The sequence below is a fragment of the Rickettsiales bacterium genome (genome assembly GCA_029252805.1).
In the GTDB taxonomy this organism is placed as follows: domain Bacteria; phylum Pseudomonadota; class Alphaproteobacteria; order Rickettsiales; family JALZUV01; genus JALZUV01.
The window spans coordinates 37,622-60,327 of record JAQXAR010000024.1; the positions used below are offsets into that span (position 1 = coordinate 37,622).

25 protein-coding genes and 1 pseudogene are annotated in these 22,706 nt (G+C 49.0%); 21 read left to right on the forward strand and 5 right to left on the reverse strand.

Annotation, left to right across the window (positions count from 1 at the left end; translation table 11 throughout):
* Nucleotides 1-12 precede the first annotated feature (12 nt).
* Nucleotides 13-318, forward strand: a complete 306-nt coding sequence (locus P8P30_04565; protein ID MDG1286820.1) for an integration host factor subunit alpha — start codon at nt 13-15, stop codon at nt 316-318.
* Nucleotides 299-670 carry a MerR family transcriptional regulator gene (locus P8P30_04570; GenBank protein MDG1286821.1) on the forward strand — a complete coding sequence of 124 codons (372 nt, stop codon included), beginning with the start codon at nt 299-301 and terminating at the stop codon, nt 668-670. The genes P8P30_04565 and P8P30_04570 overlap by 20 nt, the downstream gene beginning before the upstream one ends.
* 46 nt (nt 671-716) lie before the next feature.
* Here P8P30_04570 and nfsB read toward each other — a convergent pair whose 3' ends face one another.
* The 4 genes from nfsB to P8P30_04590 are packed head-to-tail and all read right to left on the reverse strand — an operon-like array spanning nt 717 to nt 2,792.
* Nucleotides 717-1,376 carry an oxygen-insensitive NAD(P)H nitroreductase gene (nfsB, locus tag P8P30_04575; protein MDG1286822.1) on the reverse strand — a complete coding sequence of 220 codons (660 nt, stop codon included), beginning with the start codon at nt 1,374-1,376 and terminating at the stop codon, nt 717-719.
* A gap of 26 nt (nt 1,377-1,402) precedes the next feature.
* Nucleotides 1,403-1,813 carry a hypothetical protein gene (locus tag P8P30_04580; GenBank protein MDG1286823.1) on the reverse strand — a complete coding sequence of 137 codons (411 nt, stop codon included), beginning with the start codon at nt 1,811-1,813 and terminating at the stop codon, nt 1,403-1,405.
* 38 nt (nt 1,814-1,851) lie between these two features.
* Complete coding sequence (locus P8P30_04585) at nt 1,852-2,139, reverse strand: heavy metal-associated domain-containing protein (protein MDG1286824.1); 288 nt, start codon at nt 2,137-2,139, stop codon at nt 1,852-1,854.
* Nucleotides 2,140-2,147: 8 nt separating this feature from the next.
* Nucleotides 2,148-2,792, reverse strand: coding sequence for a hypothetical protein (locus P8P30_04590; GenBank protein MDG1286825.1), 645 nt, complete (start codon nt 2,790-2,792; stop codon nt 2,148-2,150).
* A 100-nt stretch (nt 2,793-2,892) separates the two neighbouring features.
* On the opposite strand from P8P30_04590, the gene P8P30_04595 reads away from it, so the two are divergent.
* The 19 genes and pseudogenes from P8P30_04595 to P8P30_04685 all read left to right on the forward strand — a co-directional run bounded on the left by P8P30_04595 (nt 2,893) and on the right by P8P30_04685 (nt 22,406).
* On the forward strand, nt 2,893-3,258 hold the full coding sequence (locus P8P30_04595; GenBank protein ID MDG1286826.1) for an NADH-quinone oxidoreductase subunit A: 366 nt from the start codon (nt 2,893-2,895) through the stop codon (nt 3,256-3,258).
* The gene (locus P8P30_04600; GenBank protein MDG1286827.1) at nt 3,249-3,782 is read left to right on the forward strand and encodes an NADH-quinone oxidoreductase subunit B; all 534 of its coding nucleotides are present in this window, start codon (nt 3,249-3,251) and stop codon (nt 3,780-3,782) included. Before P8P30_04595 ends, P8P30_04600 begins: the two co-directional genes overlap by 10 nt.
* Nucleotides 3,779-4,393 (forward strand): NADH-quinone oxidoreductase subunit C, encoded by a 615-nt coding sequence (locus P8P30_04605; GenBank protein MDG1286828.1) that lies wholly within the window; start codon nt 3,779-3,781, stop codon nt 4,391-4,393. Before P8P30_04600 ends, P8P30_04605 begins: the two co-directional genes overlap by 4 nt.
* Nucleotides 4,390-4,746: a hypothetical protein gene (locus tag P8P30_04610; protein MDG1286829.1), complete on the forward strand. Its 357-nt coding sequence runs from the start codon at nt 4,390-4,392 to the stop codon at nt 4,744-4,746. Before P8P30_04605 ends, P8P30_04610 begins: the two co-directional genes overlap by 4 nt.
* A 2-nt stretch (nt 4,747-4,748) precedes the next feature.
* Nucleotides 4,749-5,945 (forward strand): NADH-quinone oxidoreductase subunit D, encoded by a 1,197-nt coding sequence (locus tag P8P30_04615; GenBank protein ID MDG1286830.1) that lies wholly within the window; start codon nt 4,749-4,751, stop codon nt 5,943-5,945.
* Nucleotides 5,945-6,472, forward strand: a pseudogene (gene nuoE / locus P8P30_04620) (NADH-quinone oxidoreductase subunit NuoE). The gene P8P30_04615 and the pseudogene nuoE overlap by 1 nt, the downstream one beginning before the upstream one ends.
* 251 nt (nt 6,473-6,723) lie before the next feature.
* The gene (gene nuoF, locus P8P30_04625; protein MDG1286831.1) at nt 6,724-8,007 is read left to right on the forward strand and encodes an NADH-quinone oxidoreductase subunit NuoF; all 1,284 of its coding nucleotides are present in this window, start codon (nt 6,724-6,726) and stop codon (nt 8,005-8,007) included.
* A gap of 11 nt (nt 8,008-8,018) precedes the next feature.
* Nucleotides 8,019-10,094: an NADH-quinone oxidoreductase subunit NuoG gene (gene nuoG / locus P8P30_04630; protein ID MDG1286832.1), complete on the forward strand. Its 2,076-nt coding sequence runs from the start codon at nt 8,019-8,021 to the stop codon at nt 10,092-10,094.
* Nucleotides 10,094-11,164 (forward strand): NADH-quinone oxidoreductase subunit NuoH, encoded by a 1,071-nt coding sequence (gene nuoH, locus P8P30_04635; GenBank protein ID MDG1286833.1) that lies wholly within the window; start codon nt 10,094-10,096, stop codon nt 11,162-11,164. The genes nuoG and nuoH overlap by 1 nt, the downstream gene beginning before the upstream one ends.
* Nucleotides 11,164-11,649 carry an NADH-quinone oxidoreductase subunit NuoI gene (nuoI, locus tag P8P30_04640; GenBank protein MDG1286834.1) on the forward strand — a complete coding sequence of 162 codons (486 nt, stop codon included), beginning with the start codon at nt 11,164-11,166 and terminating at the stop codon, nt 11,647-11,649. The genes nuoH and nuoI overlap by 1 nt, the downstream gene beginning before the upstream one ends.
* A gap of 3 nt (nt 11,650-11,652) precedes the next feature.
* The gene (locus P8P30_04645) at nt 11,653-12,273 is read left to right on the forward strand and encodes an NADH-quinone oxidoreductase subunit J (GenBank protein ID MDG1286835.1); all 621 of its coding nucleotides are present in this window, start codon (nt 11,653-11,655) and stop codon (nt 12,271-12,273) included.
* On the forward strand, nt 12,273-12,614 hold the full coding sequence (gene nuoK, locus P8P30_04650; protein MDG1286836.1) for an NADH-quinone oxidoreductase subunit NuoK: 342 nt from the start codon (nt 12,273-12,275) through the stop codon (nt 12,612-12,614). The genes P8P30_04645 and nuoK overlap by 1 nt, the downstream gene beginning before the upstream one ends.
* Entirely contained in the window at nt 12,611-14,557 is a 1,947-nt protein-coding gene (nuoL, locus tag P8P30_04655; protein MDG1286837.1) for an NADH-quinone oxidoreductase subunit L, read from the forward strand. The genes nuoK and nuoL overlap by 4 nt, the downstream gene beginning before the upstream one ends.
* Nucleotides 14,554-16,056, forward strand: coding sequence for an NADH-quinone oxidoreductase subunit M (locus P8P30_04660; protein ID MDG1286838.1), 1,503 nt, complete (start codon nt 14,554-14,556; stop codon nt 16,054-16,056). The genes nuoL and P8P30_04660 overlap by 4 nt, the downstream gene beginning before the upstream one ends.
* Nucleotides 16,056-17,522 carry an NADH-quinone oxidoreductase subunit NuoN gene (nuoN, locus tag P8P30_04665; GenBank protein ID MDG1286839.1) on the forward strand — a complete coding sequence of 489 codons (1,467 nt, stop codon included), beginning with the start codon at nt 16,056-16,058 and terminating at the stop codon, nt 17,520-17,522. Before P8P30_04660 ends, nuoN begins: the two co-directional genes overlap by 1 nt.
* Nucleotides 17,513-18,301 (forward strand): biotin--[acetyl-CoA-carboxylase] ligase, encoded by a 789-nt coding sequence (locus P8P30_04670; GenBank protein ID MDG1286840.1) that lies wholly within the window; start codon nt 17,513-17,515, stop codon nt 18,299-18,301. The genes nuoN and P8P30_04670 overlap by 10 nt, the downstream gene beginning before the upstream one ends.
* Nucleotides 18,302-18,303: 2 nt before the next feature.
* Entirely contained in the window at nt 18,304-19,077 is a 774-nt protein-coding gene (locus P8P30_04675) for a type III pantothenate kinase (GenBank protein ID MDG1286841.1), read from the forward strand.
* A 53-nt stretch (nt 19,078-19,130) separates the two neighbouring features.
* A complete protein-coding gene (locus tag P8P30_04680; GenBank protein ID MDG1286842.1) occupies nt 19,131-20,780 on the forward strand; it encodes a ribonuclease J in 1,650 nt (549 codons plus the stop codon).
* Nucleotides 20,781-20,789: 9 nt separating this feature from the next.
* On the forward strand, nt 20,790-22,406 hold the full coding sequence (locus P8P30_04685; protein ID MDG1286843.1) for a class I SAM-dependent methyltransferase: 1,617 nt from the start codon (nt 20,790-20,792) through the stop codon (nt 22,404-22,406).
* On the opposite strand, the gene P8P30_04690 is transcribed toward P8P30_04685, so the two are convergent.
* Nucleotides 22,403-22,672, reverse strand: coding sequence for a hypothetical protein (locus tag P8P30_04690; protein ID MDG1286844.1), 270 nt, complete (start codon nt 22,670-22,672; stop codon nt 22,403-22,405). The two genes, P8P30_04685 and P8P30_04690, sit on opposite strands and share 4 nt — an antisense overlap.
* Nucleotides 22,673-22,706 lie beyond the last annotated feature (34 nt).

Here is a 22,706-nt window from a genome sequence, read left to right on the forward strand (position 1 = left end):
AAGGATTTACTGATGTCACAAGAAAAAAATCTCACCCGCGCCGATCTCGCAGCCTCTATCTATCGCGATGTTGGTCTGTCGCTTTCCGAATCTGGTACGATGGTGGATGCTGTGATTGAAGAAGTGAGCGATGCACTAAAATCAGGCGAGCAAGTTAAGCTTTCATCTTTTGGTACCTTCAACCTTCGTCGTAAGAAAAGCCGTGTTGGCCGTAACCCTAAAACAGGTCAAGAAGTGCCGATTACACCGCGTACGGTTCTTACGTTTAATGCTTCAAATATTTTGAAGAAAAAAGTAAATGACGGCCTCTCCGACTAAATCACCTGACGCGCTTAGGACCATCCGTGAAGTGGCGGATGAGTTATCATTAGAGCCGCATGTGCTGCGCTTTTGGGAGAAAGAATTTCCGAAACAGATTTCACCGATGCAGCGTGGCTCAGGCCGCCGCTATTATCGCCGTGAAGATGTAGAGCAAATCCGCCGTATTCAGGTGTTGCTGCATGAGCAAGGTTATACGATCAAAGGTGCGCGTGCGGTTTTATCCGGCAAGGTTGAGGCTCCAGTGATGGTGGTTTCTGAATCTAAGGATGCGAATGCATTGCAGGGTGAACTCGAACAGCTCCACCAACAAATTCTCCAACTTCGCCAGAAAATTTCAACGGCTTTGTAGTTAAGTTAGGCCGCTGGTTTAAGTTCAGTCCTCTGACCAGTGCTTATTAAACTTCGGTTAAAATTTCTGAATAGGGAAGGCGGGATTTTGGAAGCTTGGCGTTATAGTCATTTTCTGCATCGTGATAACCAAGGCACACTGCCACAAGGCTGGTATAGCCTTTCTCGCGTAGGCCAAATTCTTCATCCAACACTTTAACCTCAATGCCTTCCATCGGTGTGGCATCTATCCCAAGCGTTGATACGCCAAGCAAGAACTGACCGATATTTAGGTAGACTTGCTTGTCCATCCAATGCTGCACGTCTTTATAGTCGTGCTTATGGATATTAATGAAAAAATTACGACCTCCATGCATGCTGTCTTTTGAGGTGTCCCGAACGAAACGACCCTCTTTATCTTCTTGCTCGAGTACGCGGTGGAGGAAGTCTTGCTCAATGTCTAGCTTGCTACAAAACACCACCACGTGCGATGCATTAAGAATAGCGTCTGTGTTGAAAGGGTATATCTCAGTCGATTTGGCAATTCTCTTTTTACCTTCATCCGTTGAAGCCAGAATAAAATGCCAAGGTTGCGCGTTGGTGCTAGAGGGGCTGAATCTTAGGAGCTCTTTTATCTTTTCAACATGCTCTACAGGTATCTTTTTGCTCGAGTCATAGGCTTTGGTGGTATGACGAGTTTTTGCGTAATGGGTGATGTCAGGGTTCATGGCAGAGAGTTCCTTATTTGCAGTAGTTATAGGAGATGTACTGCCATAAAGGCAAAGAAAAATCCGGTCGCATAAATGGCGATGGAGAGCCCTAATATCCACCTGCTGATTTTGCGCAGGTGTGTGCAGGCTTTGGCTTGGGCTGGGTCGACTGGGCAAGGGGCGTTTCTTGCACGCCATTGCATTAAGGTGGCGGCGATTAATAAGACTCCTGCAGCGCAGAAGGTCCAAACTTTGTATTTTGAAAATGTGATTAACCAGGGGGCTGTGCTGACGAGTCCGGCGAGAGTTGCACCGGCCCCCAGTGTGACGAATAAAGCGGGGAGGGCGCAGCAAATCAGAGTGCCTGCGGAAGTGAAGAGGCTGAGTGCGGGGAGCAGGGTTTGCTTGTTCATTGTTTCTCTTTCGTCATAGCCTGACTGGTTCGGGCTATCCATAGGTTACTCGCATGAAGCGGGTAATGAGGGAGTGTGGGTTAGCACTCTTTATTAATGGCGGTGAGGTTATAGCCGCTATCGGTGATGAGCTTGGTGAGGGTGGCGTCATCTAATGCGCTTTGGCCGGCTTTCATTGTTACGGCAACGATGCCTTTATCTAAATCGACATTGATGCTGTCGACTGTTTCCTGTGTACTGAAGACTTTCTCTAAGGCGCGGGCACAGAAATCGCATACGAGTCCGTTTACTTGTGCGTTGATGATGCATTGCGGTGCCGCTTGCACAGGCGTGCTGGCGAGTAGGAATAATGCGATAAGGTATTTCATGGTCTCTCCTAGAATCTTAAAATGCCGTTGAGGGTCACTTCGCCTTGATTGCTCATGCCAGCCTCTATCATGGTTTCGCCTTTGAACAAGCGAATGAGAGGGGTGACGGTATAGTGATGTGCGGCCTCTGGTTGATGCTCTAATTCTAGCATAAGCCATGTGTGCAAGTCGCCATAATTCCCAATATAAGGCGCGATGCCGAGGCGTGCTTTTTGTGTGAAGAAGGAATCAATATCGCCGGCATAGGTGCCACGGTTTTCGTAAGCGGCGAAGTAGCGGCGGGTTTCCCAATCAAGGGCGAGGCCGGTAAAACCAGCGGCTTGGATCTTGCTGTCGAAGGAGTCAAAGTCGCTATAGGCAATGCCTGCGCCAGATTTGATGTAGAAGTTAGCTTGTTCTTGTGGCGCGTTCCAGCGTTTGACGAGGTAGTTGAGCTGCGCGCCGTGAAATTGCCACTGGGTATCGCGCCAATATTCTGCTTTATAGCCAATCGAATATTTAGCGGTGGGGGAATAATGCAGGTGTAGACTGTTACGATCGCCGTTATTCATTTGCATGACCGTAACGCCGCCAGGATACGAAACGGGGCGAGCGTAGGCGGCGTTAAAATGAGCTATGAAAAGCAAACTAAGGAGTGTCATTCTAAGAAGCATGGGTGGCAATGTATCATCTTTGAAAATAATTGTTGATATCTTTTGTTTTTCTGCTCGCTAGCCATTGCAATCACGTGCGGGGCTGATATACCCAAATACGATGTTAGAAGTCTCAACAGCTTACTTTCCCATACTCGTATTCCTTGTGATTGCGGTAGGGTTAGCTACCGTAATGGTTGTATTGCCGCGTATCGTGGCGAAGCAGCGTCCTGATAAAGAAAAACTTTCGCAATATGAGTGTGGGTTTGAGGCCTTCGATGGGGCTCGCTCTAAGTTCGATATTCGTTTCTATCTCGTAGCGATTCTGTTTATTATTTTCGATCTTGAAATTGCCTTCTTATTCCCTTGGGCTGTGGCTTTGGGTGATATCGGGGTGTTCGGATTCTGGTCGATGATGATGTTCCTTGGTCTGCTGACGGTCGGCTTTATTTATGAGTGGAAAAAAGGAGCGCTGGAATGGGAGTAAACGAACCATTGGTGACCCCACAAGAATACCAAGATTTGGTGTTAAAGGGTGTTCAAGAAGAGTTTAACGATAAAGGTTTTGTCGTAGCGAACTTGGATAGTCTTGTAAATTGGGCGCGTACAGGCTCGCTTTGGCCGATGACGTTCGGTTTGGCATGTTGCGCAGTAGAAATGATGCAGGCGGCGGCCTCTCGTTACGATATGGATCGTATGGGGTTGGTGTTCCGCCCGAGTCCGCGTCAATCAGATGTGATGATTGTGGCGGGCACGCTTTGTAATAAAATGGCGCCGGCGCTGCGTAAAGTTTACGATCAAATGGCTGAGCCTCGCTGGGTGATCTCGATGGGGTCGTGTGCGAATGGCGGTGGGTATTATCACTATAGTTATAGTGTGGTGCGTGGTTGTGATCGTATCGTGCCGGTGGATGTTTATGTACCAGGGTGTCCTCCAACGGCTGAAGCGCTGATGTACGGTATCTTGCAGCTGCAAAAGAAGATTAAACGTGAGAAGGTATTTGCGCGATGAGTGATGTGCTGACGCTTTCTGAACTAGCTGAATTGATTGCGACCAAGCAAGGTAAAGCCGTTCGTGATTGGTCGGTTAAATTAAACGAACTAACCTTGGTGACGGATGGGAAAAACCTCATCTCACTGATGACCTATTTGCACGATAATTCGAAATGCTTATTCCATCAGCTAACAGATTTGTGTGGGGTAGATTATCCGGCGCGTACGCAGCGTTTTGAGGTGGTTTACCATCTACTTTCGACGGCGAATAATCAGCGTATCCGTGTGAAGGTTTCGACCGATGAAAATACGCCGGTGCCAAGTTTAGTGTCGCTCTATCCGGCGGCGGGTTGGTATGAGCGTGAAGTGTGGGATATGTATGGCGTTTATTTCTCCGGCAACCCTGATTTGCGCCGTCTGCTAACTGATTATGGTTTCGATGGGCACCCCTTGCGCAAGGATTTTCCGATGACCGGCTATGTTGAAATGCGGTATGATGCTGAGCAAGCGCGCGTGATTTACGAGCCAGTGAAGCTGCAACAAGAATTTCGTAACTTCGATTATCCAAGCCCGTGGGAGGGTGGTAAATACGTGCTCCCGGGTGACGAAAAGGCGGAGGATGTGGCATGAAGATAGTGGTATTTTTAATGATGATCCTTGTGAGTGGATCTGTTTGTGCACAAGATTCGGTTCATGCCAAAACGCCTGCGGAGACGCAAGTGTGGGTTGCTGAAGTGGATCCCGAATTTGACAAAGATATGGCGAAAATTCAAAAGGACCTCGATGCGGCAAAAGCGATGTTTGGCGAGTCGGGTCCGATCGATGAAAATTCTGGTCCTGTGGAGTATCAAGCTTATATGAAGAGCTGTCTGGAAGAGAAGTTTGTGGGAGTGGATAAGGGTGCCATTAGTGAACAATTATATAACTCCTCCCGCAAGGCGCTTTTATCGGTTTGTGATATTCAATGGACGGGGGCAAGATAACTATGCCTGAAACAGTAAAAAAAGCTCCAGTTGAGCTAAAGAATATGACGCTGAATTTCGGCCCGCAGCATCCGGCGGCGCACGGTGTCTTGCGTATGGTCATGGAGATGGATGGCGAAGTGGTCGAGCGTGTTGATCCGCATATCGGTCTATTGCATCGTGGTACGGAAAAGCTGATTGAGTATAAAACTTATTTGCAGGCACTGCCTTATTTTGACCGCCTCGATTATGTCTCGCCGATGTGCATGGAGCACAGTTATTGTATGGCGATTGAGAAATTGACGGGGCTTGAAGTGCCGTTACGTGCGCAATATTTGCGGGTGATTTTCGCGGAATTGACGCGTATTTTGAATCATATTCTCAATATCACGACGCAAGCGCTCGATGTGGGTGCGATGACGCCTTTACTTTGGTTGTTTGAAGAGCGTGAAAAGATTCTCGCTTTTTATGAGCGTGTTTCAGGCGCGCGTTTTCACTCTGCGTGGCTGCGTCCGGGGGGAGTGCACCAAGATATGCCGGCAGGCATGGATCAAGAAATTCTTGAATTCTGCGATGGGTTTCTGCCTGTCTTGAATGATGTTGATAACCTGCTTACGGAGAACCGTATCTGGAAGCAGCGTACGGTCGATATTGGTGTGGTGAGTGCGGCTGAAGCGCAAGCTTGGGGCTTTACGGGTGCGATGCTTCGTGGTTCGGGTGTGGCGTGGGATTTACGCCGTGCAGAGCCGTATGAATGCTACAGCCATTTCGATTTTGATATTCCGGTGGGCACTAAGGGTGATTGCTGGGATCGTTATCTCGTTCGGGTGGAGGAGATGCGTCAGTCGGTTCGTATCATTCGCCAAGCGATTGATAAATTGCCGGGTGGTGATGTGATGGCGGATAATCCAGCACTCGTGCCGCCAAAACGTGGTTTGATGAAGCATTCGATGGAAGCGATCATCAATCACTTTAAGCTTTATTCTGAAGGTATGGAAGTGCCTGAGGGTGAGGTTTATGCGGCTTGCGAAGCGCCAAAAGGTGAGTTCGGAGTGTACTTGATTTCAGATGGCACAAACCGTCCGTATCGTTGTAAGATTCGTGCGCCGGGTTTTGCGCATTTGCAGGCAATGGAATTTATGAGTAAGGGTCACATGTTGGCCGATGCGGTGACGATTATCGGCACCATGGATGTTGTATTTGGGGAGATTGATAGATAATGGGTATCGGTCTAAAACCTGTTGAATTTACGCAGCCGGATAGCTTTAGCTTTACCGGTCGTAATAAGACAAAAGCGAAAGAGTTAATCTCGCGTTATCCTGCGGGGCGTGAGCAATCGGCGGTTATGCCGTTACTTATGTTGGCGCAACAACAGCATGATGGCTGGCTGCCACAGGCGGCGATTGATTATATATCATCCGTTCTCGGTATGGCGCCGATCAAAGTGAAGGAAGTCGCGACTTTCTATAGCATGTATAATCTGCAACCTGTCGGGCAATTCCATATTCAAGTGTGCGGCACAACGCCATGCGGTTTGCGTGGTGCGGAAGATATTATCGAAGTTTGTAAGGTGCATCTGGGTATTGGTTTGGGTGAAACCACGGCGGATGGTAAGTTCACTCTTTCGGAAGTGGAGTGCTTGGGAGCGTGTGTGAATGCGCCGGTCATGGAAGTGACGACGGCCAAAGATGATGGCTATTACGAAAATTTAACGCCGCATATGGCACAAACGCTTATTCAAGAAATGGCAGCGGGTAAATTGCCGAAATTTGGATCGTTAACGGGACGTGTCAGTTCGGAACCTGAAACGGGTGCGACAACGTTGATCCTCAAAGCGGAAAAACCGAAAAAGACTCCGGTTAAAAAAGCACCTGCGAAAGCCACGGCAGTGAAAAAGCCTGTAGCCAAAAACCCAGCGGCGAAAAAAGCAGCCCCTAAAAAGACAGTGACTAAAAAAGCGCCAGCCAAAAAGGCTCCAGCGAAGAAGGGTAAGAAATAATGCTGCAAGATCAGGATCGTATTTTTACCAATCTCTACGGCTTCCTAGACTGGAAACTTGAGGGCGCTAAAGTGCGTGGCGACTGGAATGGAACGAAGCGTCTATTGGCTAAAGGCCAAGAGAAAATTATCGACGAGGTGAAGGCTTCTGGCTTGCGTGGTCGTGGCGGCGCGGGATTCTCGACGGGCATGAAATGGTCATTCATGCCGAAAGAAAACAAAGATGGTCGCCCCTCTTATCTGGTGGTGAATGCTGATGAAGGCGAGCCAGGTACCTGTAAAGACCGCGATATTTTACGCCACGACCCGCATAAATTGGTTGAAGGTTGCTTGGTGGCGGGTTTTGCAATTCGTGCTGTCGCGGCTTATATTTATGTGCGAGGTGAGTTTGTGCGCGAGATTAAACATCTGCAACAGGCCATTAACGAAGCCTATGCGGCGGGCATGCTCGGTAAAGATGCATGTGGTAGTGGCTATGACTTTGATGTGTATGTGCATGCAGGTTCGGGTGCTTATATTTGCGGTGAAGAAACGGCATTGATTGAATCACTGGAAGGTAAAAAAGGCCAGCCTCGCTTGAAGCCGCCTTTCCCAGCAATGTCTGGCCTCTATGGTTGCCCGACAACCGTGAATAATGTGGAATCAATTGCCGTTGTGCCGACAATTCTACGTCGTGGACCCGCATGGTTTGCGAATTTAGGGCGCGAAAATAATACGGGTACGAAAATCTTTTGTATCTCCGGTCATGTTAATACGCCTTGTAATGTTGAAGAAGAAATGGGCATTCCGCTCAAAGAACTCATCGAGAAACATGCCGGCGGCGTTCGCGGCGGATGGGATAATCTGCTCGCAGTGATTCCGGGTGGTTCATCGACTCCTCTGCTTCCTAAAGACGTATGCGATACGGTGCTGATGGATTTTGATTCTCTGCGTGCAGAAGGCACGGGCCTCGGCACCGCAGGTATTATTGTCATGGATAAATCGACCGATATTGTTGCTGCGATCGCGCGACTATCGACCTTCTATATGCATGAATCGTGCGGTCAATGTACGCCATGTCGTGAGGGTACGGGTTGGCTTGCACGTGTGATGATGCGTATGGTTGAGGGGCGCGCGATGCCAGAAGAAATTGACGGCTTGTTAGATGTAACAGGCCGGATCGAAGGTCACACGATTTGCGCACTTGGCGATGCTGCGGCATGGCCGGTGCAAGGACTCATCCGCCACTTCCGTCCTGAGCTGGAAGAGCGCATTGAGCAATATCACAAGAACAGGGCTGCGTAAGGAACACGGATATGCCTAAATTAACGATTGATGGAAATGAAATTGAAGTTGCTGACGGTTCTACCGTTATTCAGGCGTGTGAGCAGGCGGGTGTTGAGATCCCGCGTTTTTGCTACCATGACCGTCTGAAAATTGCCGGTAACTGTCGTATGTGTTTGGTGGAAGTATCCCCCGGCCCGCCAAAGCCTGCTGCCTCTTGTGCGTTGCCTGTTTCTGAGGGTATGACGGTGAAAACCGATACGCCGATGGTGAAAAAAGCACGCGAAGGCGTGATGGAATTCCTTCTCATTAACCACCCGCTCGATTGCCCAATTTGTGATCAGGGCGGTGAGTGTGATCTGCAAGATCAAGCGCGCAATTACGGTACCGGCTTTAGCCGCTATGCTGAACATAAGCGCGCGGTTGAAACGAAGGATATGGGCCCGCTCATTAAAACTCATATGACGCGCTGCATTCACTGTACGCGCTGTGTTCGTTTTGCTGACGATGTGGCGGGCGTGCCGGAACTTGGTGCCGTTGGTCGTGGCGAACATATGGAAATTACGACGGAAGGTAAGGCGTTTGCGTCAGAACTTTCTGGCAATGTGATTGATCTTTGCCCCGTGGGTGCTTTGACCTCGCGTCCGTATGCGTTTGTCGCGCGTCCGTGGGAATTGAAGAAAACCGAAAGTATCGATGTGCATGATGCGATGGGCTCGAATGTGCGTATTGATGTGCGCGGTAATAATGTGATGCGTGTACTTCCTCGCCTCAATGAAGAAGTGAACGAAGAATGGCTCGGCGATAAATCTCGCTATGCCTGTGATGGCTTGCGCCGTCAGCGTTTGGATACGCCTTATTTGCGTGTTCAGGGTAAGCTCCAGCCCGTAAGTTGGGATGAAGCTTTTGCTGCGATTTCTGAGAAATTTGAACAATCAGGCGCGAAAAAACTAGGCGCTATTACCGGCGATATGATTCCGGTTGAACCGATTTATGCGCTCAAAACACTGATGGATGAGCTGGGCTCTGCCAACCGTGATTGCCGTCAGGATGGAACTTATGTTTCGCGAGATGAACGTGGTGAATATCTGTTTAATTCAGGTTTTGCAGGCGTCGAAGAAGCGGATGCAATTGTGCTCATTGGCACAAATCCACGTGCAGAAGCACCGGTGCTTAATGCACGTATTCGCAAAGCGTGGCTGAATAACGGAACGCCAATCGCGGTGATTGGGCAAGAAACTGCACTGACTTACCCTGTGGAGTGGCTGGGTGAATCGCCTGCTGTTTTGGGCGAATTAATTTCTGGAAACGGCGAGTTTGCGAAAATATTGAAAAAAGCAAAACGTCCGCTTATCATTGTTGGCCAAGCGGCGATGCAGCGCGATGATGGACAGGAAATTTATGCGGCAGCGCGTACGCTAGCGCAAGAATCAACCGATCTTAAAACGTGGAATGGCTTTAATGTTTTGCAAACTTCAGCCTCGCGAACCGGTGCGCTGGATGTTGGTTTTATGCCAGCCAAAGGCGGGTTTGATAGCGCTGAGATGCTTGAAGCGAGTCGCTCAGGTGAAATCGAGATGCTTTATTTGCTTGGCGCAGATGAGCTGGATATGTCGCAAATTGGCGGCAATTGTTTCGTGATTTATCAAGGTCACCACGGCGATAATGGTGCGCATCGTGCCGATGTGATTTTGCCGTCTGCAGCTTATACGGAGCAGGATGGGACTTACGTGAATATGGAAGGCCGTGTGCAACGTAGTTTCGCGGCGTCATTTGCACCGGGTGAAGCGCGCCCTGATTGGAAAATTATCCGTGCGCTATCTGAGTTGTTGGGGCGAAAACTACCGTTCGATGAACTTAGCACATTGCGCGCGCAGATGATTAAGGCTCATCCGCATTTAGGCGAGTTAGATGTGAAGCCGGTGGCGGCTCTTTCTAATACCCGCCCACGTAAGACGTTTAAATTTGGTGGAAATAAGCTTTCAACCTATTTCACGAACTATTATATGACGGACGCGATTTCGCGTGCATCAGCGACGATGGCAGAATGTACGGCAGTTTTCATTGACGGTAAATCCTCACAGAAAAGCAAAGGGGAGGCTGCGTAATGCTGCAAGAGTTCCTTAACCTGATTGAACCTTTTTTACCGTTGCTAATTATCATCGGAAAAATTCTGCTCGTAGCGGTACCATTGATGATTTTAATGGCGTATCTGACTTATGCAGAGCGTAAGGTGATTGCGGCGATGCAGTTGCGTAAAGGGCCAAATGTGGTGGGGCCGTTTGGCTTGTTGCAACCGTTTGCTGATGGCTTGAAGCTCTTTATGAAAGAGACGATCATTCCGACGCATGCTAGCCCGATTGTCTTTATTCTCGCGCCGATGTTGACCTTTGTTTTGGCGTTGGTTGGCTGGGCCGTGATACCATTTTCAGCGGAATTTGTGATTGCCGATATCAATGTAGGCATCTTGTATTTGCTCGCCATCTCGAGTCTTGGTGTTTACGGCGTGATCATGGCAGGTTGGGCGAGTAACTCAAAATACGCCTTCCTCGGCGCCATTCGTTCTGCGGCGCAAATGGTCTCGTACGAAGTCTCTATCGGCTTTGTGATTGTGTGCGTGCTACTGCTGGTTGGCTCACTGAATTTGACCGAAATTATTGAAGCGCAGCGTGATGGATGGTTCGTATTCACGGGTTTATTCCCGATGTTCATTTTGTTCTTTATCTCAATCCTAGCGGAAACGAATCGCCACCCCTTTGACTTACCGGAAGCGGAAGCAGAGCTGGTAGCGGGTTATAATGTTGAATATTCTTCGATGACCTTCGCTCTCTTTTTCCTCGGCGAATATATGAATATGATTTTGATGTCGGCGATTGCGACGGTTCTGTTCTTAGGCGGCTATCTTGCGCCGCATGAGTCGCTTGAATTTATTTCAGGCCCGATCTGGTTTGCGTTAAAGATTTCGTTCATCCTGTTTGCCTTTATTTGGATGCGTGCCTCACTGCCGCGCTACCGTTATGATCAATTGATGCGTTTGGGTTGGAAGGTATTCTTGCCGCTCTCATTACTATGGGTGGCTTTGACTGGCGCCTATGTCGTTTACGGCGATGAAGCGCAAAATGTTGCAGAGCCAGCGCCTGTTCAGATTGAAACTCAAATCCAAGAGGTGACCCAGTAATGAGCTTAGCCCGTTTCTTAAATGCGTTTTTATTGCTCGAAATTTTTTCCGGCTTGTTTATGACGTTGAAGTATTTCTTCAAGCCAAAAGTGACGATCAATTACCCTTACGAAAAAGGTCCGCTAAGCCCGCGTTTTCGAGGTGAGCATGCGTTGCGCCGTTATGAAAATGGTGAAGAGCGCTGTATCGCTTGTAAATTATGCGAGGCGATTTGTCCGGCGCAAGCGATCACGATTGAAGCGGAAGAACGTGAAGATGGTAGTCGTCGTACTACGCGTTACGATATTGATATGGTCAAATGTATCTATTGCGGTTTCTGTCAGGAAGCCTGCCCGGTGGATGCTATTGTGCAGGGTCCGAACTTTGAATTTGCGACGGAAACACGCGAAGAGCTTTGGTATAATAAAGATAAATTACTCGATAACGGAGAACGCTGGGAAGATGCGATTGCAGCTAATTTAGTCGCAGACGCACCTTACAGGTAATAGATGATGGAAATTGCAACACTTACATTTTACGTTTTATCGACGGTGATGGTGCTCTCCGCTTTCGCGGTGATTTCATCACGTAATCCCGTGCATTCGGTATTATTTCTGATCTTCTGCTTCTTTAATGCAGCCGGTTTGTTCGTGCTGCTGGGTGCAGAATATATCGCCATGACCTTGGTGATTGTTTATGTGGGTGCAGTCGCAGTATTGTTCCTGTTTGTGGTTATGATGCTCGATGTTGATTTGGCAGCAGCGCGACAAGGCTTCTTAAAATATTTACCGATTGGTGGCGGAGTTGCTGTGCTTTTATTTGCCGAACTCTATCTCGTTTTTGGCGCATTACAGCAAACAGAATTAGTCAAAGCGGTGGCCACCCATCCGACGCCGGATGCGTCTGAAGTGAGCAATACGTTGGCGATTGGCCGGATTCTCTACACGGATTATATCTACGCATTCCAAGTGTCGGGCATTATCCTTTTGGTAGCGATGATTGGTGCTATTGTGCTTACGCTGCGCGGTAAAAAACGTTCGCGTAAACAAAATATCAATCAGCAACTGGCGCGCAAACGTAGCGATGCGCTAAAGCTGGTCAATGTGAAACCAGGTGAGGGAGCGGCATAATGAATACGTCTTTGTTTGAGTCGATTGATGTGACTCACTACCTTATCGTGGCGGCATTACTTTTTGTCATCGGCATTTGTGGAATTTTCCTCAACCGTAAAAATATCATTACGCTGCTTATGTCGATTGAGCTGATGCTATTGGCTGTTAACATTAATATGGTGGTGTTCTCGGTTGCTTTGCAAGATTTAGTGGGGCAAGTATTTACCGTCTTTATTCTAACCGTAGCGGCGGCGGAAGCGGCTATCGGCCTTGCAATTCTCGTGGTATTCTTCCGTAATGCAGGCTCAATTGCGGTAGAAGAAATTGGTCAGTTGACACAAGAGGAGGCTGCCAAATGAATGAGCTAGCTCAATTGGTTGTATTCCTTCCGCTCATTGCGGCGGTCGTTGTAGGTTTTACATGGAACCGTATCGCGCATAATACGTCGCAAATTTTCACCAGTACTTGTGTGGCAGGGGCGGCGCTTTTTGCGTGGATTTTGTTCATTAAATTATCGATGGGTGCAGAGACTTTCACCCTCGATATTGGTAGCTGGATTACATCAGGTAGCTTCGATGTGCGCTGGGCATTGCGCGTGGATATGCTTTCATCAGCGATGATGCTGTTGGTGACGAGCGTATCGGCTCTCGTGCATGTTTACTCGATTGGTTATATGAGCGAAGAACCTTGTAAGCCGCGCTTTATGGCGTATTTGTCGCTCTTTACCTTCTTCATGTTAATGCTGGTGACGGCGGATAACTTGGTTCAACTCTTCCTTGGTTGGGAAGGGGTAGGGCTGTGCTCTTACTTGCTGATTGGTTTTTGGTATCACAAAGAGTCGGCCAATGCGGCAGCGATGAAAGCCTTTATCGTCAACCGTGTGGGGGATTTCGGCTTTGCGCTCGGGATTTTCGCGATTTACATGATGTTCGATACGGTACGTTTTGATGAAATTTTCGCTCTTGCTTCGAGCCAAGCGGATGCGACGATCATGTTCTTGGGCAGTGAATATCACGCGATGACGGTGATTTGTATTCTGCTCTTTATCGGCGCGATGGGTAAGTCTGCGCAGCTTGGTTTGCACACATGGTTGCCCGATGCGATGGAAGGTCCGACTCCGGTTTCGGCCCTCATTCATGCGGCGACGATGGTAACGGCAGGTATATTTTTAGTCGCGCGTATGTCGCCTCTCTTTGAACTTTCGCCCGTAGCGTTGCAGTTGGTGACTTATGTGGGTGCGGCGACGGCGATTTTCGCGGCAACGGTTGGCTTGGTGCAAAATGATATTAAGCGGGTGATCGCTTATTCGACCTGTTCACAATTGGGCTATATGTTCTTTGCCTGTGGGGTGTCCGCTTATGCAGCGGGGATGTTCCACTTGCTGACTCACGGTTTCTTTAAGGCGCTATTATTCCTTGGTGCAGGCTCGGTGATTCACGCGCTTCACCATGAGCAAGATATGCGCAAAATGGGAGGGCTCGCGAAAAAAGTTCCTATCACCTGTGCGCTGATGTGGATTGGTTCATTGGCGCTTGCAGGGATTCCTCCCTTCTCAGGCTATTACTCTAAAGATATGATTATCGAGGCAGCTTATGCGGCGCATAGCACGCATGGTGCTTTTGCCTTCTATATGGGTGTCGCTGCGGCTTTCCTTACGGCGTTCTATAGTTGGCGTTTATTGTTTATGACCTTCCACGGGCAGCCGCGTATGGAAAAGAAAGCGCTAAAAGCGGCACATGAATCTCCGAAAGTTATGCTGGTGCCATTGGCGCTATTGGCGCTTGGTGCGGTGTTTGCGGGTGCGATTGGGTACCACACGCTTGGTATGGTCGATGGCGATGGCGCCTTCTGGCGTGGAGCGATCTTTGTAGCCGAAGAAAATAACGTATTGCATCACATTCATGATATTCCTAAATGGGTGCCAATGGTTCCACTGATTGTGGCGTTGTCGGGTATTTTCCTGGCTTGGGTGTTCTATATTAAATGTCCGAAACTACCGGCTGCTTTTGCGAAACGTTTCCAACCGATTTATACGTTCTTGCTTAATAAATGGTATTTTGACGAGCTTTACCGTGCGATTTTCATTCGTGGAGCGATTGCGATGGGGCGCCATTTCAGCAAGTTCTGGGATACTAAAGTGATTGATGGTTTAGGGCCAAATGGCTTCGCTGCGGTCTCGCACTATTTCGCCGTTAAAGTCGGTAAAACGCAGACAGGCTATCTCTATCATTATGCCTTTATGATGTTGGCTGGATTGGTGCTGCTTGTAACGTGGTATTTAGTGCGAGGAGGTGCATCATGAGTACATTACCTGTGTTATCTCTACTTCTAGCATTGCCCCTCATTGGTGCTGCTGCGATCTTCCTATTCGTGCGCGAATCCGAAGGTGAGCAAGCGGCGCGTAATGCCAAATTAACGGCACTATTCGTCACCGTGATTACCTTTATCGCCTCAGTCGTTCTGGTGCTTCCGGGCTTTGATGTTTCGCAAGCAGGTTTCCAATATGTTGAGAAACATGAGTGGGTGGCTGAGGGTATTAGCTATCATTTAGGGGTGGATGGTATTTCACTGTCACTGCTTCTATTGACGACTTTCTTGATGCCGATTTGTATCCTTTCTAGCTGGAAAGGGGTGAAGACGCGTGTACGTGAATTTATGCTCTCGTTCCTTGTTCTGGAGAGCTTCATCATTGGTGTATTTTGTTCGCTAGATGCGTTGTTATTCTACGTATTTTTTGAGGGTATGCTCATTCCGATGTTCCTAATTATCGGTGTTTGGGGCGGCAATAACCGGGTTTATGCGGCTTACAAATTCTTCCTCTATACGTTGCTTGGCTCGGTACTATTCTTGCTCGCTATTCTTTGGCTGTATTATACACATGGCACGACCAGCATTCCGGAGCTGATGGAGCTCTCGCCGAGTTCGGCCAGTCATGTGCAGAATATTTTATGGCTCGCCATGTTTGCAAGTTTTGCGGTGAAGGTGCCGATGTTCCCTTTCCATACGTGGCTACCCGATGCGCATGTACAAGCGCCTACGGCGGGTTCGGTTATTCTGGCGGGTATCTTGCTGAAAATGGGCGGCTATGGCTTTATTCGTTTTAGCCTGCCAATGCTGCCAGAGGCCTCGCATTACTTTACGCCATTCATATGGAGTTTGAGTATTATCGCCGTAATTTATACCTCGCTTGTGGCACTCGTGCAGGAAGATATGAAAAAGCTAATTGCTTATTCTTCGGTCGCGCATATGGGCTTTGTGACGGCAGGTTTATTTGCTTTCAACCAGCAAGGGATTGAAGGTGCGATGGTGCAGATGATCTCGCATGGTCTGATCTCAGGCGCGCTCTTTATCTGCGTGGGTGTGGTGTATGATCGTGTGCATACGCGTGAGATTGCGCGTTATGGTGGAGTGGCGAAGGTTATGCCGTGGTATGCGTTCTTTTTCCTCTTCTTCACGATGGCTTCAGTTGGCTTGCCCGCGACCTCTGGCTTTACGGGTGAGTTCCTCGTGCTGATTGGTGCCTATCAGGCGAGTAGCTGGTTAGCGTTCGGTTTGGCGACGGGCTTGGTGCTGGGTGCGGCTTATGCGCTCATGCTTTACCGCCGTGTTGCATTTGGTGACTTGGTTCGTAATGAATTGAAGAAACTGAAAGATCTAGAAGCACGCGAAACTGTTATGTTTAGCGTGTTAGGTGTGGCGGTTATCTGGTTAGGGGTTTATCCTGACCCCTTATTGGAATTGCTACATGCGCCGGTTAATAATCTTTTGACTCAAATCACCATTGAAGGGGGAGTTCAGTAATGTTTTCATGGATTGATTTACTCTTCCTGATGCCCGAATTAACACTCTTTGCGGCGACGATTCTTTTGATGCTTGCTGGCCTTTATGGTGGTGCGAGTGGTCGTCAATTTGTGCAGGCAGCAGCGCCTATCGGTGTCGTGTGCGCGCTTTATTTTGCGATTAATTTGCCGTCTGGTGCGCCCGAGTTTTTGATGAATGGGTTGGTGCAGGTGGATGGCTTTACGCAATTTGCTAAAGTTCTGATCCTGCTATCGACCTTGCTGGCGATGGTTCTTGCTTCTTATTGGAAGCGTGGCATTGACCAAGGCGATCGCTTTGAGTTTCCGCTGCTCATGATGCTGGCAAGTCTCGGCATGTGCCTGATGGTGTCGTCGGCAGATATGCTCTCGCTCTATCTTGGGCTAGAGCTCATGAGCCTCTCGCTTTATGTGCTAACGGCCTATCATCGTGATGATCGCATGGCGACGGAAGCGGGGATGAAATATTTCGTGCTGGGCTCACTCGCATCCGGTTTGATTTTGTTTGGTATCTCTTACCTTTATGGCTTTACGGGAACGACCAACTTTATGGCGATGGGAGAGTTTCTAGGTAGTTCGGGAAGTTTCGCACAGCTCTCTGTGCAGCAATTTGGAATCTTACTGGGCATGATTTTCTTGCTGGTAGGTTTCTGCTTTAAGATTTCGGCAGTGCCCTTCCATATGTGGGCGCCGGATGTGTATCAAGGTGCGCCGACTCCGGTGACGGCCTTCCTCTCAACCGTGCCGAAAGTAGCAGCGGTTTTAGTGCTGGTTCGTTTGTTACTGGAGCCGCTGGGTGATTGGATCATGCAATGGCAGCAGATTATTATTTTCGTCTCCGTCGCTTCGATGATTATCGGTGCTTTAGGGGCGATGGTGCAAACCAATATTAAGCGTATGCTTGCCTTTAGTTCGATTGGCCATGTCGGCTATGTATTGGTGGCGATTGCTGCTGGCACGCAAGAAGGTTTGCAAGCCGTGTTAATTTATCTCGCGCTTTATATCTTTATGAGTATTGGTGCCTTTGGTTGCGTTTTGTTGATGCAGCGCGATGGCAAAGCGGTTGAGTCGATTGATGAGCTCGGTGGCATTGCACAGAAGCATCCCTACTTTGCGCTTCTGATGGCGGCGTTTATGTTCTCGCTCGCGGGGATTCCGCCGCTTGCGGGTTTCTTCGGTAAGTTTTATGTGTTCCTCGCCGCACTTAATGCAGGCTTGATAGGTCTCGCTATCATCGGTGTGTTGACGAGCGTGATTGGTGCTTACTATTACCTACGTGTGGTGAAGGTGATGTATTTTGATGCGGAACGTGATGGTTTCGATGCGGAGATGACAGGGAGTTTGAAGCTCGTGTTATGTGCCTGTGCTGCGGTAACGCTGCTTTACATTGTGATACCTGCACCTTTGATTGAAGCGGCTCACGCAGCGGCAGGTGCATTGTGGCTCTAGAAGGCTCAGCTGAAAGCAAACGCCGCGCGCCCTTAATCGACGATTATCATCTATTGACCTATCAGCAGTTGGATAGCACTAATGAAGAAGCACGTCGATTGGCTGAAGGTGGCGGCGCACATGGTGCCTTCATTTGGACCCATGCACAAAGTGGCGGACGCGGGCGTAGGGGCCGCGATTGGATCTCGCAAAAAGGCAATCTTTTTGTCTCCGCCTTGCTTTCGCCGGATTGCGAATTTGGACAATTTCCGCAGCTTTCATTTGTCGCCGCGGCTGCGGCACATGCGAGTGTCGCGCCGCTCTTGCCAGACTCTGATTTGAAGCTGAAATGGCCGAATGACTTACTTCTGGAGGGTGAAAAGCTGGCCGGCCTATTGTTGGAATCTTTTGAGACGATTGATGAAGAAACGGGTGAGCTTAAGCGTTGGGCCGTGGTGGGCTTGGGCATGAATATTGAGAATGCTCCAGCAGGGATGGACCTGCCGGCAACCTGCTTAAAGCATGCGGGTGTTGACCTGATTTCCGCCAAAATTGTACTGTCACGTTTTATCCATCACTTTATCGAATGGTATCAGCTATGGCAGGATCATGGATTTGAGCCGATACGCAAATATTGGATGAACCATTCTCTGCATAAAGGCCAGCAAGTGGAAGTGCTGGTTGGAGAGCAATTCTATAGCGGCAAGTTTGTCGGTTTAGATGAAACGGGAAATCTGCTATTAAAACCCAAAGGCGCTAAGGAAATCAGCTTAAGCGCTGGAGAGGTTTTGTTGAGTTAGAGATGATACTCGCGGTTGATATTGGAAATACGAATACGGGCTTCGCGCTTTATAAGGGCGATGAGTGCGTGGGCCAATGGCGTTTATCGACGAACCGCTTGCGCACTTCGGATGAGTTTACGCTTTGGTTGGAGAACTTTCTGAAACGTTTAGGTGTTGAGGTTTCGACGGTTAAAAGCTCGATCGTCGCGTGTGTGGTGCCGAGCTGTCGTTTTGCGATTTTGTCTGCGCTTGAAGAGTTGTTTGGCAAAGAGCCGATATTGATTACGGCTAAGCTGATGAGCAAAGTGGGAGTCGAAGTCAAACTCGATAACCCGAAAGAGGTCGGCGCCGATCGCCTCGTGAATGCTTATGCGGCAACCCAGCAATATGGCATGCCGGTGATCGTGTTGGATTTTGGAACGGCGACGACTTTTGATGTGGCCGATGCAAATGGCGCTTATATCGGTGGTGTGATTGCGCCGGGCGTGAACCTCTCATTGGAAGCGCTGCATCGTGCGGCGGCGAAGCTACCCTCGGTCGATATTAAACATCCGGTTAAAGCGATTGGCACCAGCACCGAAACTGCGATGCAGTCGGGCATTTATTTTGGCTATTTGGGACTGATCGAGCGTATCGTTAAAGAGATACGAGCAGAGTTAGCCGATCAACCAAAAGTCATAGCAACAGGTGGCCTCGCCCCGCTCTTTGCCAAGAATTGCGATGTGATTGATGCGCTAGATACCGATTTAACCATGCGCGGCCTGCATTGGGTCGCTAAGAAACTTGCTGAGTAAAAACAGCGTTCTAACCAAAGAAAATAACCAGAAAGTAATGACGGAAAAAAAATATGAGTTTTAATTTTAAACCTTATGAAAATGAGATAATTTTTGTGCCACTTGGTGGGTCGAATGAAATTGGGATGAACCTGAATCTCTACCGCCATAAAGGCAAGTGGTTGATGATCGATATGGGTATTGGTTTTACCAATGACTATCTTCCGGGCGCGGATGTGATTGTGCCCGATACTCGCTTTATTGAAGATGTGATTGGCGATGATCTAGTCGGCCTCGTGCTGACCCATGCGCATGAGGATCACCTAGGCGCGGTGCCGTATCTTTATGATGTGGTCAATTGCCCGATCTATGCGACGGCCTTTACCGCCAACGTGCTCAAAGCCAAACTAAAGGGTGAAGGCATTGAAGGCATGGATATTCGTGAAGTAGAGCAGGGCAGTCATCTAGAGCTCGGCCCGTTCAAGCTCGACATGATTGATCTGACGCACTCGATCCCTGAAATGCAGGCGATTGCGATTACGACTGATGCGGGTGTGGTGATGCACACGGGCGATTGGAAGCTTGACCCTGAACCTGTCGTGGGCGCTGTGACCGATAAAGCGACGCTTACCAAATTTGGTGATGCTGGCGTGATGGCGATGGTCTGCGATTCGACCAATGTATTTGTTGAAGGCACCAGTGGTTCTGAAGCGGGCGTGAAAGAAGAGCTATTCAAGAAGATTGCGGCTTGTGAGAATCGTGTCGTGGTATCGACTTTTGCTTCTAACCTCGCACGGTTGGAATCGATCATTAAAGCCGGTGAAGCGGCGGGTCGTAAAATCTTTATGGCAGGCCGCAGTTTTGGACGCATCGTTGGTGCGGCGAAAGATTCTGGCTATTTGAAAGATTGCCCGCCTTTGTTAGATGCGGATAATGCGATGTCTGTTCCGCGTGGTGAGTGTATGATTATCGCAACGGGTTGTCAGGGCGAGCCGCGTGCAGCGCTTAGCCGCATGGCCTGCAGCGATCATCCAAAGATTCGTTTGGCCGCGAAAGATACGGTGATTTTCTCCTCGAAAGATATTCCAGGTAATGAATCACGCATCGCCTATATGCAAAATCAGCTGGTGGAAATGAATGTTGAGATTATCACGGCGCATAAACATGATATTCACGTATCAGGCCATCCAGCCCGCGAGGAGCTGACGGAAATGTACAAAATGGTACAGCCGGCAATCTCGGTGCCGGTACACGGCGAAGCGCGTCATTTGCGTGAGCATATGACGCTTGCGACAAGCTTAGGCGTGAAAGAAACAGTCAAGGCCAGCAACGGCGCGGTGATCCTTCTGAAAGAAGGAGAAGCCAAGCAAGTCGGTACGGTGGATAGCGGTTACATCGCGGTTGATGGCAAAGTGCTTACGCCAACGGATAGTAAGATCTTCGGTCAACGCCGTCGTATTCGTGATGAGGGGATTATCTTTATTGCATTGGCGATGGAAGATAACCGCCTAATCGAAAAGCCGGGCATTATTGCGCCGGGCTGTTTAGATGCGCGGGACGATGCGGATATTTTGGAAGAAATGGCGGCGGCGATCGATAATACATTAGAAGATCGCAAAGCCAGCAAACCGTTAGAACAGCGTGTGCGTACTGCTGTGCGTAAAATTGTGAAAGCGGAGCTAGGCAAGCGACCTTTGATTGAGATTTCTGTTTTACGTGTTTAGTATGGCTCTATGAATAGAGCAGAAAAACGCGCGCAAGAAAAAGCGCAAAAGCAGCAAGAGAAAGCGATGCTTTCGACGGCAGCGGGATGCAATCAGCTAGCGGTCAGGTTGATGGCGACGGAGCCTAATCGCTCTTATGAACTTTTGACGCGTGCGATCACGATGGAGCCATCTGAAGATGCGTTCTGGGTGAATTATATGGATGTGTTGCAGCGGGTGAAGCTTAGTGCTGCCCCTGCGCATATTCTGCAATTGCTTAATAAGCGGCTCACTGAGCCTTCCCAGATTGCTATCGTGTTCCTTAATATCGGAATGTTCTTCCTTGTTTTGGATAAGAAAATCCGAGATTGGACAAAGCTGCCAGAGGCAGAAATTCTAAATCATCCGGTTAAACATGAGCTGCTCTTTAATTTGCTAGAGAGCCATATTATTGCCAGCCCTCCCTTAGAGCATTGGCTGGTGCGAGTGCGTAATGCGCTGCTATTGGCTGAGTTGGACGAAGAGCAACAAGAGCAATGGAAGCCGTTTTTAAAAGTGCTAGCACGGCTTTGTTTCCGCAATGAATATGTGTTCTGGCAAAGCGATGAGGAAACGGTCAAACTTGAGACTCTCGATTTGAAAAATGAATGGCAGTTTTTGCTCGCAGCGTGCTATTCGCCGGTGGACCGACAAGATCAGCTGATGCGTGAGCGAGAATTGGCTGCCTCTATCTCGCCGTCCGACGCGATTACGGATGAAGTCTCGCAAAAGGTAAAAGCGCAATATGAAGAGAATCCCTATCCGCGTTGGGAAAAGATTCAATTGCCCAAAGCGCGCCCGGTAGCGGACGAATTGCAGCGGGTGATGCCTCTGCAGCCTTCTGCCGTATTTGCAGGGATTACGAATCCGCCGCAGGTGCTTATCGCGGGTTGCGGTACAGGACAGCATGCCGTGCAAGTCGCCTCGCGCTACAAGGACTCTCAAGTGCTGGGGGTGGATTTAAGTGCCGCCAGCCTGGGCTATGCGAAAAGCAAAATCGAAGAATATGGTTTCGCGGATAAAGTAGAACTCAAGCAGGCTGATATCTTGTCGCTCGACAGTCTGAACCAGACATTTGATATTATCGAATCGGCCGGCGTGCTGCACCATATGGAAGATCCGATTGCCGGTTGGAAGGTGTTGAAGTCACTCCTCAAGCCGGAAGGGGTGATGAAAATCGCGCTCTATAGTGACCCAGCACGTCAGTTCGTGGTGCAGGCGCGCGAGTGGATTGCACAGAATGGTTATGAGAGCACTCCGCAAGGTATCCGGCAATGTCGCCGCGATATTATGTTATCGCCAGGTGTTGCGCAGTGGAATGCACTCGTACGCCGGTCTGATTTTTATTCCATGTCCGATTGCCGCGACTTGATTTTCCATGTGCAAGAGCATCGCTACACGATTCCGAAGCTTGAAGAGATCTTGGATGAGTTAGGCTTTGAGTTTCTTGGGTTCGAGCATGATAATAATGCGAGAGAGAAGCTGTATGCGCAACATTATCCGCATGATCGCAAGCAAACGCATTTAAATAACTGGCACCAGTTGGAGAAGAAAGATTTCAACATGTTTGCTGGTATGTATCAAATGTGGATGCGCTTGAAGCCCTAGTTAGGGTTGATAACCTCGCCATGTTCGGCAACGATCTTTGCGTGAGTTTCTGGCGAGGGTTCATGCCCCCAGCCGGTTTCCAGCACGTTACCTAGGCGGTTTAAATCAATCGGCGCGCTTTTTTGTTGCGCCTCCTGAAACTCCGCAAGCTTCAGCAAGGTGAGTTTAATATAGGCGTGAAACGGGCGTCCATCATTGGTTTCGGCAGTGAATAAAATCACCGCTTCTTCATGGCCGGTTAAAGTGGGGGGAGGAGGATTTATCATAAGTAAAATAGAGCCGATCTTGTGTGTTTAATCA